Origin of the sequence: Streptomyces sp. NPDC058257 (assembly GCF_042881845.1) — a bacterium.
In the GTDB taxonomy this organism is placed as follows: domain Bacteria; phylum Actinomycetota; class Actinomycetes; order Streptomycetales; family Streptomycetaceae; genus Streptomyces.
Genome location: NZ_JBHVXJ010000010.1, coordinates 310131 through 324665, shown reverse-complemented (window position 1 = coordinate 324665; position 14535 = coordinate 310131). Strand labels below are relative to the sequence as shown.

The window sequence follows — 14535 nt, the reverse complement described above, 5'->3', positions numbered from 1 at the left end:
AACGCCCGGTTACATTCCGAACCCGGAAGCTAAGCCTCACAGCGCCGATGGTACTGCAGGGGGGACCCTGTGGGAGAGTAGGACGCCGCCGAACTATTATTAACGGGAAACCCCCGCACCCAGGTGGTGCGGGGGTTTTCTGCATTCAGGGCTTTTCCCGTTTCTCGTTTCCCGTTCCCGTTTCTTATTCAAGGCCCCTCTGTGGGCCTTTTTTTATTTCAGTCAGAGGCGGCCGGCCGCCTTGAGGGACAGGTATGCGTCTGCCAGGGCAGGCGCCAGGTCGGTGGGAGTCGCGTCCACGACTGTGACGCCGTGGCGGATGAGTTGTTCCGCCGTGCGATGGCGTTCCGTGTGGGCCTGGGCTGCGGCTGCGGCCTCGTACACGGCCTCTGTTGTTCCGCGGGCCTTGGCCATGTCCTCGATGTGGGGGTCGGCCACCGAGGCGAGCAGGACGGTGTGGCGCTGGGTGAGGCGGGAGAGCACAGGGAGCAGGCCCTCTTCGATGGGGGCCGCGTCGAGGCTGGTCAGCAGGACGATCAGCGAGCTGCGGCTCGCGGTGCGCAGGGCTGTCGACGTCAGGCCTCTGGCGTCCGTCTCGACGAGTTCCGGTTCGAGTGTGGCCAGGGCGTTGACTACGGAGGGGAGTACCTCGCCTGCCGCCTTGCCCTGGACCAGGGCGCGTACCCGGCGGTCGTAGGCGAGGAGGTCCACCCGGTCGCCCGCTCGGGAGGCCAGGGCCGCCAGGAGCAGGGCCGCGTCCATCGAGGCGTCGAGGCGCGGGGCGTCGCCGACCCTGCCTGCCGAGGTGCGGCCGGTGTCGAGGACCAGCAGGATGTGGCGGTCGCGTTCGGGGCGCCAGGTGCGTATGGCGACGGTGGAGCGGCGGGCGGTGGCGCGCCAGTCGATGGAGCGGGTGTCGTCGCCGGGAACGTAGTCGCGGAGGCTGTCGAATTCGGTGCCCTGACCGCGAGTCAGGACGCTGGTGCGGCCGTCGAGTTCGCGCAGGCGGGCCAGTTTGGACGGGAGGTGCTTGCGGCTGGTGAAGGGCGGCAGGACCCGGAGCGTCCACGGGATCTTGTGGCTGCCCTGGCGGGTGAGGAGGCCCAGGGGGCCGTACGAGCGGATGGTGACGCGGTCCGCCTGGTGGTCGCCCCGCCGGGTGGGGCGCAGCCGCGTGGTGAGGCGGCGGCGTTCGCCGGCGGGGACCGTCAGGTCGTGGCGGGATGCCTCGACCTCGGTGCCGGGCTGCCAGCTGCTGGGGGGCCAGGCGTCGCGGACCTTGGCGCGCAGGGGGCGGCCGGAGGGGTTGGTGACGGTCAGTTCGACGTCGGCGGATTCTCCGAGTCGTACTGAGGTGTCGCCCGTGCGGGTCAGGCCGAGGCGGCGTACGGGAGCTGCCAGGGCGAAGTCGCAGGCGCAGGCCAGTGCCAGCGGGGCGTTCACGGCGAGGATGCCTGTCCAGCTGGGGCCCCAGATGCCCACCGGGAGGCTGCCGATGGCCGCGAGGAGGGCTGTGCGGCCGGTGAGGGCCATCAGCGGGGGACCGGGACGTGGGCGAGGATCGCGTTGATGACCGAGTCGGCCGTCACGCCCTCCATCTCGGCCTCCGGGCGCAGTTGTACGCGGTGGCGGAGCGTGGGGAGGGCGAGGGCCTTCACGTCGTCGGGGATGACGTAGTCGCGGCCCGTCAGCCAGGCCCAGGCGCGGGCCGTGGAGAGCAGGGCGGTCGCGCCGCGCGGGGAAGCGCCCAGGGTGAGGGACGGGGATTCGCGCGTGGCGCGGCAGATGTCCACCACGTAGGCGGTGATCTCGGGGGAGACGGATGTCTTGGCGACCGCCGTGCGGGCTGCTTCCAGGTCGGCGGGGCCTGCCACGGGGCGGATGCCGGCGGCGTGCAGGTCGCGGGGGTTGAAGCCGTCCGCGTGGCGGGTGAGGACGTTGATCTCGTCCTGGCGGGAGGGGAGAGGGACGGTGAGCTTGAGGAGGAAACGATCCAGCTGGGCTTCGGGGAGCGGGTACGTGCCTTCGTACTCGACCGGGTTCTGGGTGGCCGCGACGAGGAAGGGCTCCGGCAGCGGGCGAGGGGTGCCGTCCACGGTGACCTGGCGTTCCTCCATCGCTTCGAGGAGGGAGGACTGGGTCTTGGGAGGGGTGCGGTTGATCTCGTCGGCGAGCAGGAGGTTGGTGAAGACCGGGCCCGGCTGGAACGAGAACTCGGTGGTGCGGGCGTCGTAGATGAGCGAGCCGGTGACGTCGCTCGGCATCAGGTCGGGGGTGAACTGGACGCGCTTGGTATCGAGTTCGAGGGATGCGGCGAGGGCGCGGACGAGGAGGGTCTTCGCGACTCCGGGTACGCCTTCGAGGAGGACGTGGCCGCGGCAGAGGAGGGCTACGACGAGGCCCGTCACCGCGGGGTCCTGACCGACCACGGCCTTGGAGATCTCGGTGCGCAGGGACTCCAGGGAGGAGCGGGCGCTGTCGGAGCTTCCGGAGTTCTCGGCGTTGTCAGTGGTCGGGTCCATCATGAAGTACGTACCTCTTTTTCGAGGGCGTCGAGTTGGTCGGCGAGGGTGATGAGGGCTGCGTCGTTGCCCGGGGGCGGGCCGAAGAGGAGGGGGTGCAGGTCCTGGCCGGGGGCGCGGAGCCTGGCGGACAGGGCGGGGAGCAGGGTTTCGGGCGCGTGGGCCTGGCCGGGGGGCACGCCGATGAGGGGGGCGATGCGGGTGCGGGTGGTCGAGCGGAGGGCGGCGGAGGCGCGGTCGCGGGCGTTCGCCTTGCGGTAGAGGCGGGCTCGGCCTTCGACGGTCTCGGAGGCGCGGATGGCCACGGGGAGGCGTTCGGGGACCAGTGGGCCGAGGCGGCGGGCGCGCCACAGGGCGGCGAGTGTGGCGGCGATGGTGAGTTGCAGGGTGGCCCAGAGCCAGCCGTCGGGGATCAGGTCGAAGAAGCCGCGGTCGGCGCTGTCGTCGGTCGCCGCGTCGTCGGCGAGCGAGGGGAGGTACCAGACCAAGTTGGGTCGGGAGCCGAGTAGTTGGAGGGCGAGTGAGGCGTTGCCCTGCTCGTCGAGGCGGTCGTTGAGGAGGATGTCGGGGGCGCCGAGTACGACGGTGTCGCCGCCCCCTTCGGCGGCCGGGAGGTGCAGGAGGCTGGGCAGGCCGTCGCTGAGGTAGCAGGGCTCGGCGTCCGGGGCGAGGGTGTCGTAGCGCAGGCCGCCCACGTCGGCGGAGCCCGCGCGCTCGGCGGCGGGCAGGGAGCAGCGGGGGGAGAGCGCGGAGTCGAGGCTGGGGGTGGCGTCCACGGTGACCCCCGGGGCGAGGGTGCTGACCGAGGGGGTTCCGGGGGCGATGAGGACGGTGCGGCCTCGGGAGTCCTCGGTGGCCGAGCGGAGGCGCTTCTGCTGGCGCTCGGTGAGCCGGTCGGGGGCGGCCACCAGGAGCGTGGTGTCCGGGCCTGCCGCGGACCTGGCCTCTTCGGAGGTGGTGACGACGCGGGTGGATACGCCGCGGTCGGCGAGGAGTTCGGCGACGGCGCGGCTGCCGTAGGGGTCGGCGGATCGCGGGTCGAGGCGTCCGTGCTGGGCACCGGAGCGGACGGTCGCGATGGCGACGGCGGCTGCCAGGAGGACCACCAGGGCGAGGAGGAGGCCTCGGGTTCGGGTCCAGAGTTGGCGGGGGGTGGGAGAGGTGGATGTGGGAGCGGAGGGGACGGTGGGGGTGGAGAGCGCTGAGGGGGCGGTGGGGGTGGAGGGCGCTGAGGGGGCGGTGGGGGTGGAGGGCGCTGAGGGGGCGGCTGAGGGTGCGGGCCCTGTGGTCCTGGGGCTGGCGGTCGCGATGCCGCCGGTTCTGGAACCGGACATGGTTCGGCTGCGGGTTCCGGTCCTGGTCTCGGCTCCGGTCTCGGTTCGAGCCTCGGTCCCGGCTTCGGTCTGGGGCCCGGATCTGGTTCCGGGCCGGATTTCGGTCTCGGCTCTGGCGTCGGATCCGGCTCCGACGCCGGTACCGGCCCCGATACCGATACCAGCCCCGGCCCCGATACCGGCCCCGATACCGGTACCGGCGTCGGTCCGGACTTCGGGTCCTGCTCCAGTCCCGGTTTCGGTTCCGGCCCCCGTCTCGACCTCGGTCCCATCCATGGTGTCGGCGCCGGTCGCAGCCTGGGGTGCGGGTGCGGGTGCGGGTGCGGGTGCGGCCTTCGACCTGGCTTCGGTCTCTGCCTTGGCCCCGGTTCCGGCCTCGGTCTCTGCCTCGGTCTCTGTGTTCGTGGGGTCCTCGGGGGCCGTCACCTTGGGGCTCCCTCGGGGGTGGTGGTGAGGGTTGGCCTTGTTCGGGTCAGGGCGTTGTCCAGGGACGTCAGCTGGTCGTAGGTCGGTTGTGTGGCTGTGCGGCCGCCGTAGGTGATCGCGTCGAACGACTGGGCCGCCGTGTGGAGTTCGGTGGCGTGGGCCGGGAGGGTCCCGGAGGCCTCTGCCGCTGCCTCGTCCGCTGTGCGGCCGGGGCGGGGATCCAGGAGGGCGCGTTCCTCCAGGGAGCGGACTATGGCCCGCATGCGCTCCTGGACGGCTTGGTTCCAGTGGCCCTGGGCGGCGTGGGCCTCGGCGGCGGCGCGGTGTTCCGCGGCGGTGCGGGGGCGGTCGTCGAAGAGGGCGGGGGACGTGGTGGGGGCGCGGTGCGGTGTGCCCAGGCGCCACCAGAGGGCCCCGATGAGGGCCAGCACGGCGAGGACGATGACCAGGAGGCCGAGGCCGCCGCCCGGGGTCGCCCCCGAGGCGGCGTTGAACAGGTCGTCGACCCAGTCCCAGAAGCGGTTCAGGGCGCGCTGCAGGAGACCGGGGTCGTTCTCGTGGTACGTCGGCTTGGAGAGTTCGCGTTCGGCCGCCTCCCGTGCGGGGTCGCGCGGGATCGTCACCGGTGGGGCGTCGTCGCCGCCGGTGCGCGCCAAGAGCGATGTGACCGTCTTCGACCCGTGCGGTACTGCCCCCGTCACCGCATCAGCTCCCGGGGGTTCCGGGGGCGTTGGAGCCGCCGGTTTCCTGGAGGCCCGCCGCACGTGCGAGTTCGAGGTCGAGGGCCTCTCGGCGGATCCGCTGGTCGATGTAGAGGAGGACCGTGACGCCGGCGGTGATCGGGAACGTGAGCATCGAGCCGATGACCGAGCCGACGCCGCTGACGATCAGGAAGGTCCAGCCGAGGTCGCCGGTGCCGCTGTCGAGGAAGCCGGTGACGCCGTCGCCGCTCAGTGCGCCCGCGATGAGCGTGAAGGGGATGACGATGATCGAGGCCACCACGTTGGCGATGATCGCGGCGAGCAGTTGGATGCCGAACACCCGCCACCAGGAGCCGCGGACCAGCTTCACCGAGCGGGTCATCGACTTCTTGACGCCCTGCTTCTCCAGCATCAGGGCGGGCGAGGCGAGCGAGAAGCGGATGAGCAGCCAGACGGCGACGATGAGGGCGCCGAGTCCGCCGAGTACGGCGAGGCTGATGCCCGCGTCGGTGGACCCGGCCACCGCGATCAGTACGCCGGGCAGGGTGCCGACGGCGACGACCGCGGCGCCGATGAGCGGCAGGAGCAGCGTCAGGCCGATCAGCCTCGGCAGCTGCGGCTTGGCGTCCTGCCAGGCTTCTGCCGTGGTGACCGACTTACCGAGTACGGCGCGGCTCGTGACCATCGTGAGCAGGGCGGTCGCGACGATCGTGCCGAGCAGGGTGATCAGCAGGATCACGCCGGAGTTCAGCAGGGTGTCGCCCAGGGCGCGGGTCAGTTCGCCGACGGTCGCGCTCGGGTCGTCGATGGCGTCCGTGCTGGCGCTGTCGTCGAGGACGAGGCCCTGGAGCAGGATGACGATGATTTCCGTGAACACGGCCACGGCCAGGGAGATGCCGAGCACCGTGCGCCAGTACGTACGCATCGTGGAGACCGCGCCGTCCAGGATCTCGCCGACGCCGAGCGGCCGCAGCGGGATGACGCCCGGCTTGGCGGCGGGCGGCGGGCCCTGCCACGCACCCCAGCCGGGGTAGCCGCCGGGGCCGCCCCGGCCGGGTCCACCTGGTCCGGGGCCGCCGGGGCGTCCGCCGCCCCAGCCGCCGCCGGGCGGAGTCGGCGGCGCGGGGGGCTGGCCGGATGCCGGCGGGCTGGGGGCGGACCACTGGGCGGGCGGCGGCTGCTCCTTGGACCACTTCGAGGGCGGGCCCTCGGGCTTGTCCTCGGGCTCGGCGGGTCCGGACGTACCGGAGTCCTGTCCGTCGGAGGGGGCGGATCCGGGCGAAGCCCAGCCCGGAGTGTCGTTCATCGTCGCTCCTTCACGGTGCCCGTCCGCGGTCGCGGCGGCCGGTTGGCAGCCATCGTGCCACGGCACACCCTTGCGGTGACTGGGCGGCGTATGGGCTGCACGCCTTCAATTGTCCGTCAGGTACGGGGCAGACTGGGCGGATGGCTGATCAGTACGCGCAATCAGGCGAGGACACACGGCCGACCGACACCCCGATGAGCGCAGCGAAACCAGCGAACACAGAGAGCGCACAGAGCGCACAGAGCACAGCGAACCCCGTGAAGCCGGTGGATTCGGCGCTTCCCGCGATCCGCTGGGCCGAGCCGCCGGAGGGCCCCGTACTGGTCCTGCTCGACCAGACCAGGCTGCCCGGCGAGGAGACCGAGCTGGTGTGTACGGACGCGCCGGCTCTGGTGCAGGCGATCCGCACGCTCTCGGTGCGCGGGGCGCCGCTGCTCGGCATAGCCGGTGCGTACGGCGTCGCGCTGGCCGCCGCGCGCGGCTTCGACGTGGACGAGGCGGCGGGGGCGATCGCGGGGGCGAGGCCCACCGCGGTCAACCTCGGCTACGGCGTACGCAGGGCCCTGGCGGCGTACCGCTCGGCGGTCGTGGGCGGGGCCGGTCAGGAGCGGGCCGCCGCCGCGGCCCTTGCGGCGGCGCGGGCGCTGCACCGGGAGGACGCCCTGGCCAGCGCGGAGATGGCGGTGCACGGTCTGGCGCTGCTCGACGAGCTGCTGCCGGGCGGCGGGCACCGGATCCTGACCCACTGCAACACGGGGGCGCTGGTCTCCGGAGGCGAGGGCACGGCGTTCGCGGTGGCCCTCGCCGCGCACCGGAAGGGACGTCTGCGCAGGCTGTGGGTGGACGAGACGCGTCCCTTGCTGCAGGGTTCGAGGCTGACCGCGTATGAGGCGGCGCGGAGCGGAATGGCGTACACCTTGCTTACGGACAACGCGGCGGGGTCGCTGTTCGCGGCGGGTGAGGTGGATGCCGTACTGATCGGCGCCGACCGCATCGCGGCCGACGGTTCGGTGGCGAACAAGGTGGGGAGCTATCCGCTCGCGGTCCTTGCCCGCTACCACCACGTTCCGTTCATCGTGGTGGCGCCGGTCACGACCGTGGACCCGGACACCCCGGACGGAGCGTCCATCGAGGTGGAGCAGCGGGCGAGTCATGAAGTGACGGAGGTCACGGCACCCTACGTGCCGATGGCCGGAATTGAAGCGGGAGGCGGGATCGCGGTGGCACCTCTGGGGACCCAGGCGTACAACCCCGCGTTCGACGTGACACCTCCGGAACTGGTGACGGCGATCGTCACCGAGGAGGGCGTCGTGTCGCCCGTTACAGCAGGGGGCCTGGTCGAGCTGTGTGCCAGGTCACGCCAGGTATCGATGAGCTAATGGGATGATGTCAGGCATGAAGGGACGAGTCCTTGTCGTCGACGACGACACCGCACTGGCCGAGATGCTCGGGATTGTGCTGCGTGGAGAAGGTTTTGAGCCGTCGTTCGTAGCTGATGGCGACAAGGCGCTGGCCGCTTTCAGGGAGGCAAAGCCGGATCTTGTACTGCTGGATTTGATGTTGCCGGGCCGTGACGGCATCGAGGTGTGCCGCCTGATCAGGGCGGAGTCCGGGGTGCCTATCGTCATGCTCACGGCCAAGAGCGACACCGTGGATGTGGTGGTCGGGCTGGAGTCCGGCGCCGATGACTACATCGTGAAGCCCTTCAAGCCGAAGGAGCTCGTGGCCCGCATCAGGGCGCGGCTGCGGAGGTCCGAGGAGCCCGCGCCGGAGCAGCTTGCCATCGGTGACCTGGTCATCGACGTGGCGGGGCACTCCGTGAAGCGGGAGGGGCAGTCGATCGCGCTGACGCCGCTCGAGTTCGACCTCCTGGTCGCGCTCGCCCGCAAACCGTGGCAGGTGTTCACGCGTGAGGTGCTGCTCGAGCAGGTCTGGGGCTACCGCCACGCGGCCGACACCCGCCTGGTGAACGTGCACGTCCAGCGGCTGCGCTCGAAGGTCGAGAAGGACCCCGAGCGGCCGGAGATCGTGGTGACCGTCCGTGGTGTCGGTTACAAGGCCGGACCGAGCTGACGTGAGCCGGGACAGTTCCCCCGCACCGCCCGGGGCTCCGGGTGGCCGCTCGGGGCGGACTGGAGGACCCGGGCGGCGCCGTTCCACGTACGGGCGGCTCCTCGAAGGCGGTCTGCTGTTGCAGGGCGGGGTTCAGGGCAGCCCCGTCCTGAGGCTCTTCGTGCGCTGGGTGCGGCGTCCGCTGCTGCCCGCCCTGCGGCTGTGGCGGCGCAATATCCAATTGAAGGTCGTCGCCACGACGCTGCTCATGTCGCTCGGCGTGGTCCTGATGCTGGGCTTCGCCGTTCTGAGCTCGGTGAACAACGGCCTGCTCAAGGCCAAGGTGAAGGCTTCGCAGAGCCAGGCCGACGGTGGCTTTCGGGCCGCTCAGGACGAGGCGAACTCCGCGCGGCCGCGCTCCGGGCAGGACAGCGGCAGCGGCACGACCGACGGCGGGGCCGCGCCGCCCACCGCCGTGTGGATGTCCGACCTGGTGGAGCAGCTCTCCAGCGGTGGTCAGAACGCGTTCAACGTGGTGACGCTGAGCCCGACGTCCACGCCCGGCGGCGTCAGCGCGCGCGGGCCGCGTGCCTCCGGGGGCGTGGACCCGATCCAGAGCGTGCCCGAGGCGCTGCGCAGCAGTGTGGACAAGGGCACCAGGGCGTATCAGAGCAATACGCGGATCGTCTTCAACGACGGCCGCGACGCGCAGCCGGGCCTCGTCATCGGCAAGCGTCTGAATGATTTGAACGGTGATCCTTACCAGCTGTACTACCTCTTCCCGCTGACGCAGGAGGAGGAGTCGCTGGGCGTCGTCAGGACGACGCTCGCCACGGCGGGGCTCTTCGTCGTCGTACTGCTCGGCGCCATCGCCTGGCTGGTGGTGCGCCAGGTCGTCACGCCGGTGCGGATGGCCGCGGGCATCGCCGAGCGGCTGTCCGCCGGGCGCCTTCAGGAACGTATGAAGGTCACGGGAGAGGACGACATCGCGCGGCTCGGTGAGGCCTTCAACAAGATGGCGCAGAACCTCCAGCTGAAGATCCAGCAGCTGGAGGAGCTCTCGCGGATGCAGCGGCGGTTCGTCTCGGACGTGTCGCACGAGCTGCGTACGCCGCTGACGACCGTCCGGATGGCCGCCGACGTCATCCACGACGCGCGCGTGGACTTCGATCCGGTGACGGCGCGCTCGGCCGAGCTGCTCGCCGACCAGCTGGACCGGTTCGAGACGCTGCTCGCGGATCTCCTTGAGATCAGCAGGTTCGACGCGGGCGCGGCGGCTCTGGAGGCCGAGCCGATAGATCTGCGTGAGGTCGTACGGCGTGTCGTGGGCGGTGCTGAACCGCTCGCGGAGCGCAAGGGGACGCACGTCCGGGTCGTCGGGGACCAGCAGCCCGTGGTCGCCGAGGCCGACGCGCGCCGTGTGGAGCGTGTCCTTCGCAACCTCGTGGTCAACGCCGTGGAGCACGGCGAGGGCCGGGACGTCGTGGTGCGGCTCGCGGTGGCGGGCGGCGCGGTGGCGGTCGCGGTGCGGGACTACGGAGTGGGGCTCAAGCCCGGCGAGGCGACCCGGGTGTTCAGCCGCTTCTGGCGGGCCGACCCGGCACGCGCGCGTACCACCGGTGGTACGGGTCTCGGGCTCTCCATCGCGCTTGAGGACGCACGGCTGCACGGCGGCTGGCTACAGGCGTGGGGCGAGCCGGGCGGCGGTTCGCAGTTCCGTCTGACCCTGCCGCGTACGGCGGACGAGCCGCTACGGGGATCGCCGATACCGCTGGAGCCCGACGATTCGCGGCGCCACCGCGGCCTGAACGACGCGGGCCTCCCGCTCGGCGGCACGAACAAGCTCGCCACGGTGCCCGCCCAGCCGTCGGCGTCGGAGCGGGTGCCCCCGCCGGTCCCGGCGAGGGCGCCGATAGCGCCGCGGCTCGCACAGTCGGCCGCGACGGCGGACCCGACCGCGTTGCCGGGGAACGGGTCGCGTGTCGTCCCGCGGCGACCGATGGACGACGGCGTGCCGGGGGGCGAGGAGCCGGAGGGCGGCCCCGCCTCCGAGCGGCCCGTGTCCCAGGGCCTCGCAGCCGAGAGCCCCGCGTCCGATGTGGCCCTCAGAGCCGGTGAACCGGCGACCGGAACGGACCATGCGCACGCGACCGAAACGGATCCCGCCAGGGAAACGGATCCCGCCAGGGAAACGGATCCCGCCAGGGAAGGGGAGGCCTCTCGTGGGCGCTGACCACGATCGCCGCGCTCAGCGGCCTCCGGCTCACCGGCGACCACTGCGGGCCGGGCTGCTGTTCGGCTCCTGCGGGCTGCTGCTCGCGGGCTGCGCCTCGATGCCCGACAGCGGCAACCTCAAGGCGGTCGACGCCTCCCAGCGGCCGGACTCACAGTCGCAGGTCCGGGTCTACGCGATGCCGCCGGGCGAGGACGCGGGCCCGGTCGAGATCGTCCAGGGCTTCCTGGAGGCGCTGACCAGCGACGACCCCGATTTCGCGATGGCGCGCAAGTACCTGACCAAGGAAGCGTCCAAGACCTGGAACCCGGATCTGCAGACGACGGTGCTCGAAAACGGGCCGAGTACGGGATCGGGCAGTGTCGCGGACGGTGCCGAGACCGGCCGTTCGTTCCCGCTGACCGGGCGCAAGGTCGCCACGGTCGACAAGGAGCACGCGTACCAGCTCGACAACGACGCCTACAACAAGAGCGTCCACCTCATCCAGCGGGACGGGCCGAGCGGCAAGGAGTGGCGGATCGACCGGGTCCCGCAGGGAGTCGTGCTCGGGCAGTCCGACTTCCAGCGGATCTACTGGTCCGTCAATAAGTACTACTACGCGACACGTTCGGCAGGCGCCTCCGCGACGTCCGCCGCGACCGGCGGCGGCCAGAACCTCGTCGCCGACCCCGTCTACATACGCCAGCGAATAGATCCCGTGACGGAGACCGTCAAGGCGGTGCTCGACGGGCCCACCACCTGGCTCCATCAGGTCGTGGACACGCGCTTCCCGACGGGTACGCGGCTCAAGGCGGGCACCAAGACGCTGGCGCCCGACGACCAGGGCAAGCTGACGGTGCCGCTGAACGAGAAGGCCGATCCCATCAACCAGGAGCGGTGCACCGAGATGGCCGCGCAACTGCTGTTCACGCTCCAGGACCTGACGTCGTCCGGCGTCGAGGAGGTGGAGCTGCAGCGCCGCAACGGCTCACAGCTGTGTGTCCTGAGCAAGGAGCGGGCCGAGTCCGTCGCCTCGCGGCGTACCGCGGACCAGCCCGGCTTCCAGTACCTCATCGACGACAAGCGGCGCCTTGTGCGGATGCCGGCCAGTGGCGGCGGCAAGGCCGATCCCGTAGCCGTGCAGGGGAGGCTGGGCAGTGGTGAGCAGCCGCTGCGCTCCGCAGCGGTGTCGCGGGACGAGGAGCGGGCGGCAGGGGTGTCGCTCGACGGGCGCTCGCTGTACATGGGGTCGCTGGTCTCGCCGGGCGCGCTCGGCAAGCCGGAGGTGCGCAGTAAGGCCAAGTCGGAGGAGGACGGTCTCTCCACGCCCAGCTGGGACGGCCGCGGCGACCTCTGGGTGGCCGACCGGGATCCGAAGCGGCCGCGGCTGCTCTGGCTGGAGCAGGGCGCGGGAGAGCCGCAGCCGGTCGAGATCTCGAACCTCGACGGACGGATCGAGGCGGTGCGGGTGTCGGCCGACGGCGTACGGATCGCGCTTCTCGTGAAGGACAAGGACGGCAAGAAGGCCCTGAAGATCGGCCGCGTCGAGCGGTCGGGGGCCAAGGGCGAGCAGCCCGTCATCTCGGTGGTCGAACTGCGCCGGGCGGCACCGCAGATGGAGGAGGTCACCGCCATGTCGTGGGCGGGCGGCAGCCGTCTCGTGGTGGTCGGGCGCGAGTCCGGTGGTGTGCAGCAGATGCGGTACGTCCAGTGCGACGGCTCGGTGCCCGCGAGCGCGACGCTGCCCGGCCTCACCGGGGTGAAGGAGATCGCGGCGTCCGAGGACGAGCGGCAGCCGCTCCTGGCGCACTCGGACGACGGGATCGTGCGGCTGCCGACGGGTGCGCAGTGGCAGACGGTGGTCAAGGAGGGTTCGGCGCCGTTCTATCCGGGGTGATTCATCCGGGTGCTCCATCCCGGGTGACGCGCCTCAGCGCCTGTTCCGCGCGCCTCAACGCCCGTTGCGCGCGGTGGAGTTATCCACAGGCGGTTGTCCACAGGGGTGGCAGCGTCGCGCTCGGGTTGGCACAGTGGTGGGCATGCCGGGGTGGTGGCAGGACCTCACCGATCTGGTGCTGCCGGCCGAGTGCGGAGGCTGTGGCAGGCCTCGAGCGGCGCTCTGCGCTCAGTGCGGCGACGCCCTGTGCGGTGCCGTGCCGCGCAGGGTGCGCCCCGATCCACGGCCGTCCGGGCTGCCGGTGGTACACGCGGCGGCTCCCTACGAGGGCGCGGTGCGGGCGGTGCTGCTCGCGCACAAGGAGCGGGGTGCTCTTGGGCTCGCGGGGCCGCTGGGCGTGGGTCTGGCCGGGGCGGTGCGGGCGGGGCTGCGGCTGCGGGACGGCGGCGCTTTCGTAGGTGGCGGCGCTTCCGTACGTGGTGATGCTTCCGTACGTGGTGACGCTCCCGTACATGGCGCCGCTTCCGTAGGTGGTGACGCTTCCGGACGTGGTGACGCTCCGGTACTGCTCGTGCCCGTGCCGTCGGCTCGCGGGGCCGTGCGGGCGCGTGGGCACGATCCGGTGCGGCGGATCGCGCTGGCCGCCGCGGGTGAGCTGCGGCGGGGCGGGACACGGGCCCGGGTGCTCTGCGTGCTGCGCCAGCGGCGTGCCGTGGCCGACCAGTCGGGGCTCAACTTCCGGGAGCGGCAGGCGAATCTCCAGGGTGCTCTGGAGGTGACCGCGGGTGGCGGGCGGCTCATCGCCGGCGGTGGCCGGGTCGTGCTCGTGGACGACCTGATGACCACGGGCGCGACTTTGGCGGAGGCGGCCCGCGCAATATGTGACGCATACACGGAAAGTAAAGAAAGGCGCGCGGCGGTAACAGCCCGTGAAATAGCGTGCGAGAACACGATCACTGCAGCTGTTGTCGCCTCCTCACCGGATTCTTTCGGAATAAACCGGAACTGATTGGGAACTTGCATCGTTGCAGGTAGTGAGAGGGTCAATAGACCTGAATGGAGGTATGCGGCGGTAGAGGGTGACGCCATCCGCCCCGGCGAGATATCTTCAGTTGTGAGGAATGGCGGACGCCGTCCCTCACATATCGGAATGCCGGTCGTCGGGGTTTTCTGCAAACACCCTGGCCGGTCGGGGTGGAGATCTTGTTCGTGGGGGAGGAGGAGGTGGAAGTCACCGAGTCCGAGGCTCCGGGAGTCACCGGGGCCTGGTGCAAAGAGGGGATGCTCCGCCGCCGAAGCGGGGCGATCCGGGAACGGAGTTCTGCGTGGACATCGTCGTCAAGGGCCGCAAGACCGAGGTACCCGAGCGGTTCCGCAAGCACGTGGCCGAGAAGCTGAATCTGGAGAAGATCCAGAAGCTCGACGCCAAGGTGATCAGCCTCGACGTCGAGGTGTCCAAGGAAACCAACCCTCGTCAGGCCGACCGTTCCGACCGCGTGGAGATCACACTCCGCGGGCGTGGACCCGTGATCCGCGCGGAGGCCTCGGCAACCGATCCGTACGGGGCGCTCGACCTGGCCACGGCCAAGCTCGACGCACGGCTCCGCAAGGAGCACGAGAAGCGCCACAACCGGCGCGGCACCGGCAGGCTCTCCGCCGCCGAAGTGGCCGAGCGGGTGCCGGACGCGGCGACTCTCAACGGAGACGGCACCATCGCGCGTGACGAAGAGCCGGACGGCGTGCCCGTCAAGAGGATCGGCTCGCTGGAGATCCAGGGCGAAGGCCCGCTCGTGGTCCGCGAGAAGACCCACGTGGCGGCCCCGATGTCGCTCGACCAGGCGCTCTACGAGATGGAACTCGTAGGACACGACTTCTACTTGTTCGTCGACTCGGAGACCAAGGAGCCGAGCGTCGTCTACCGGCGGCACGCCTACGACTACGGCGTCATCCGCCTGAACACCGACCCGATGGTCGCGCAGCCCGAGATGGGCGGCGGGGGCGGCGCGCTCGGCGGCTGACCTCGGTCGGCCGAGGGTGAGATGGTGCCTCTGGAGCGCATGTGCGCCCCCAGGGGCACCATCGTGC

At 71.3% G+C, this 14535-nt stretch carries 11 protein-coding genes and 1 rRNA gene; 7 read left to right on the top strand and 5 right to left on the bottom strand.

The window, feature by feature from the left end; translation table 11 throughout:
• Nucleotides 1-94, top strand: a 5S ribosomal RNA gene (gene rrf / locus ACFVXC_RS24820); the annotation flags it as partial.
• A 128-nt stretch (nucleotides 95-222) separates the two neighbouring features.
• Here the strand turns inward: rrf and ACFVXC_RS24815 are convergent.
• From ACFVXC_RS24815 to ACFVXC_RS24795, 5 genes are all read right to left on the bottom strand, one after another.
• A complete protein-coding gene (locus ACFVXC_RS24815; RefSeq protein WP_389908665.1) occupies nucleotides 223-1533 on the bottom strand; it encodes a DUF58 domain-containing protein in 1311 nt (436 codons plus the stop codon).
• A complete protein-coding gene (locus ACFVXC_RS24810; RefSeq protein ID WP_389908663.1) occupies nucleotides 1533-2525 on the bottom strand; it encodes an AAA family ATPase in 993 nt (330 codons plus the stop codon). The genes ACFVXC_RS24815 and ACFVXC_RS24810 overlap by 1 nt, the downstream gene beginning before the upstream one ends.
• Nucleotides 2522-3628 (bottom strand): DUF4350 domain-containing protein, encoded by a 1107-nt coding sequence (locus ACFVXC_RS24805; protein ID WP_389908661.1) that lies wholly within the window; start codon nucleotides 3626-3628, stop codon nucleotides 2522-2524. The genes ACFVXC_RS24810 and ACFVXC_RS24805 overlap by 4 nt, the downstream gene beginning before the upstream one ends.
• Nucleotides 3629-4278: 650 nt before the next feature.
• The gene (locus ACFVXC_RS24800; RefSeq protein ID WP_389908658.1) at nucleotides 4279-4983 is read right to left on the bottom strand and encodes a DUF4129 domain-containing protein; all 705 of its coding nucleotides are present in this window, start codon (nucleotides 4981-4983) and stop codon (nucleotides 4279-4281) included.
• 4 nt (nucleotides 4984-4987) lie between these two features.
• A complete protein-coding gene (locus ACFVXC_RS24795) occupies nucleotides 4988-6289 on the bottom strand; it encodes a glycerophosphoryl diester phosphodiesterase membrane domain-containing protein (RefSeq protein WP_389908656.1) in 1302 nt (433 codons plus the stop codon).
• A gap of 140 nt (nucleotides 6290-6429) precedes the next feature.
• Here ACFVXC_RS24795 and mtnA point away from each other — a divergent pair, with 140 nt between their 5' ends.
• From mtnA to hpf, 6 genes are all read left to right on the top strand, one after another.
• Nucleotides 6430-7668 (top strand): S-methyl-5-thioribose-1-phosphate isomerase, encoded by a 1239-nt coding sequence (gene mtnA / locus ACFVXC_RS24790; RefSeq protein WP_389908653.1) that lies wholly within the window; start codon nucleotides 6430-6432, stop codon nucleotides 7666-7668.
• Nucleotides 7669-7672: 4 nt separating this feature from the next.
• The gene (mtrA, locus tag ACFVXC_RS24785; RefSeq protein WP_190080121.1) at nucleotides 7673-8362 is read left to right on the top strand and encodes a two-component system response regulator MtrA; all 690 of its coding nucleotides are present in this window, start codon (nucleotides 7673-7675) and stop codon (nucleotides 8360-8362) included.
• 1 nt (nucleotide 8363) lies between these two features.
• A complete protein-coding gene (gene mtrB / locus ACFVXC_RS24780) occupies nucleotides 8364-10574 on the top strand; it encodes an MtrAB system histidine kinase MtrB (protein ID WP_389908650.1) in 2211 nt (736 codons plus the stop codon).
• Nucleotides 10564-12450: an LpqB family beta-propeller domain-containing protein gene (locus tag ACFVXC_RS24775; protein WP_389908648.1), complete on the top strand. Its 1887-nt coding sequence runs from the start codon at nucleotides 10564-10566 to the stop codon at nucleotides 12448-12450. The genes mtrB and ACFVXC_RS24775 overlap by 11 nt, the downstream gene beginning before the upstream one ends.
• A gap of 142 nt (nucleotides 12451-12592) precedes the next feature.
• Complete coding sequence (locus ACFVXC_RS24770) at nucleotides 12593-13459, top strand: ComF family protein (protein WP_389908645.1); 867 nt, start codon at nucleotides 12593-12595, stop codon at nucleotides 13457-13459.
• Nucleotides 13460-13775: 316 nt separating this feature from the next.
• The gene (gene hpf / locus ACFVXC_RS24765; RefSeq protein WP_389908642.1) at nucleotides 13776-14468 is read left to right on the top strand and encodes a ribosome hibernation-promoting factor, HPF/YfiA family; all 693 of its coding nucleotides are present in this window, start codon (nucleotides 13776-13778) and stop codon (nucleotides 14466-14468) included.
• Nucleotides 14469-14535 lie beyond the last annotated feature (67 nt).

What these genes read in the sequence shown, in the direction of transcription:
- ACFVXC_RS24810 (WP_389908663.1), bottom strand. Translation starts at nt 2,525, where the DNA reads ATGATGGACCCGACCACTGACAACGCCGAGAACTCCGGAAGCTCCGAC.
- mtnA (WP_389908653.1), top strand. Translation starts at nt 6,430, where the DNA reads ATGGCTGATCAGTACGCGCAATCAGGCGAGGACACACGGCCGACCGAC.
- ACFVXC_RS24815 (WP_389908665.1), bottom strand. Translation starts at nt 1,533, where the DNA reads ATGGCCCTCACCGGCCGCACAGCCCTCCTCGCGGCCATCGGCAGCCTC.
- mtrA (WP_190080121.1), top strand. Translation starts at nt 7,673, where the DNA reads ATGATGTCAGGCATGAAGGGACGAGTCCTTGTCGTCGACGACGACACC.
- ACFVXC_RS24770 (WP_389908645.1), top strand. Translation starts at nt 12,593, where the DNA reads ATGCCGGGGTGGTGGCAGGACCTCACCGATCTGGTGCTGCCGGCCGAG.
- ACFVXC_RS24795 (WP_389908656.1), bottom strand. Translation starts at nt 6,289, where the DNA reads ATGAACGACACTCCGGGCTGGGCTTCGCCCGGATCCGCCCCCTCCGAC.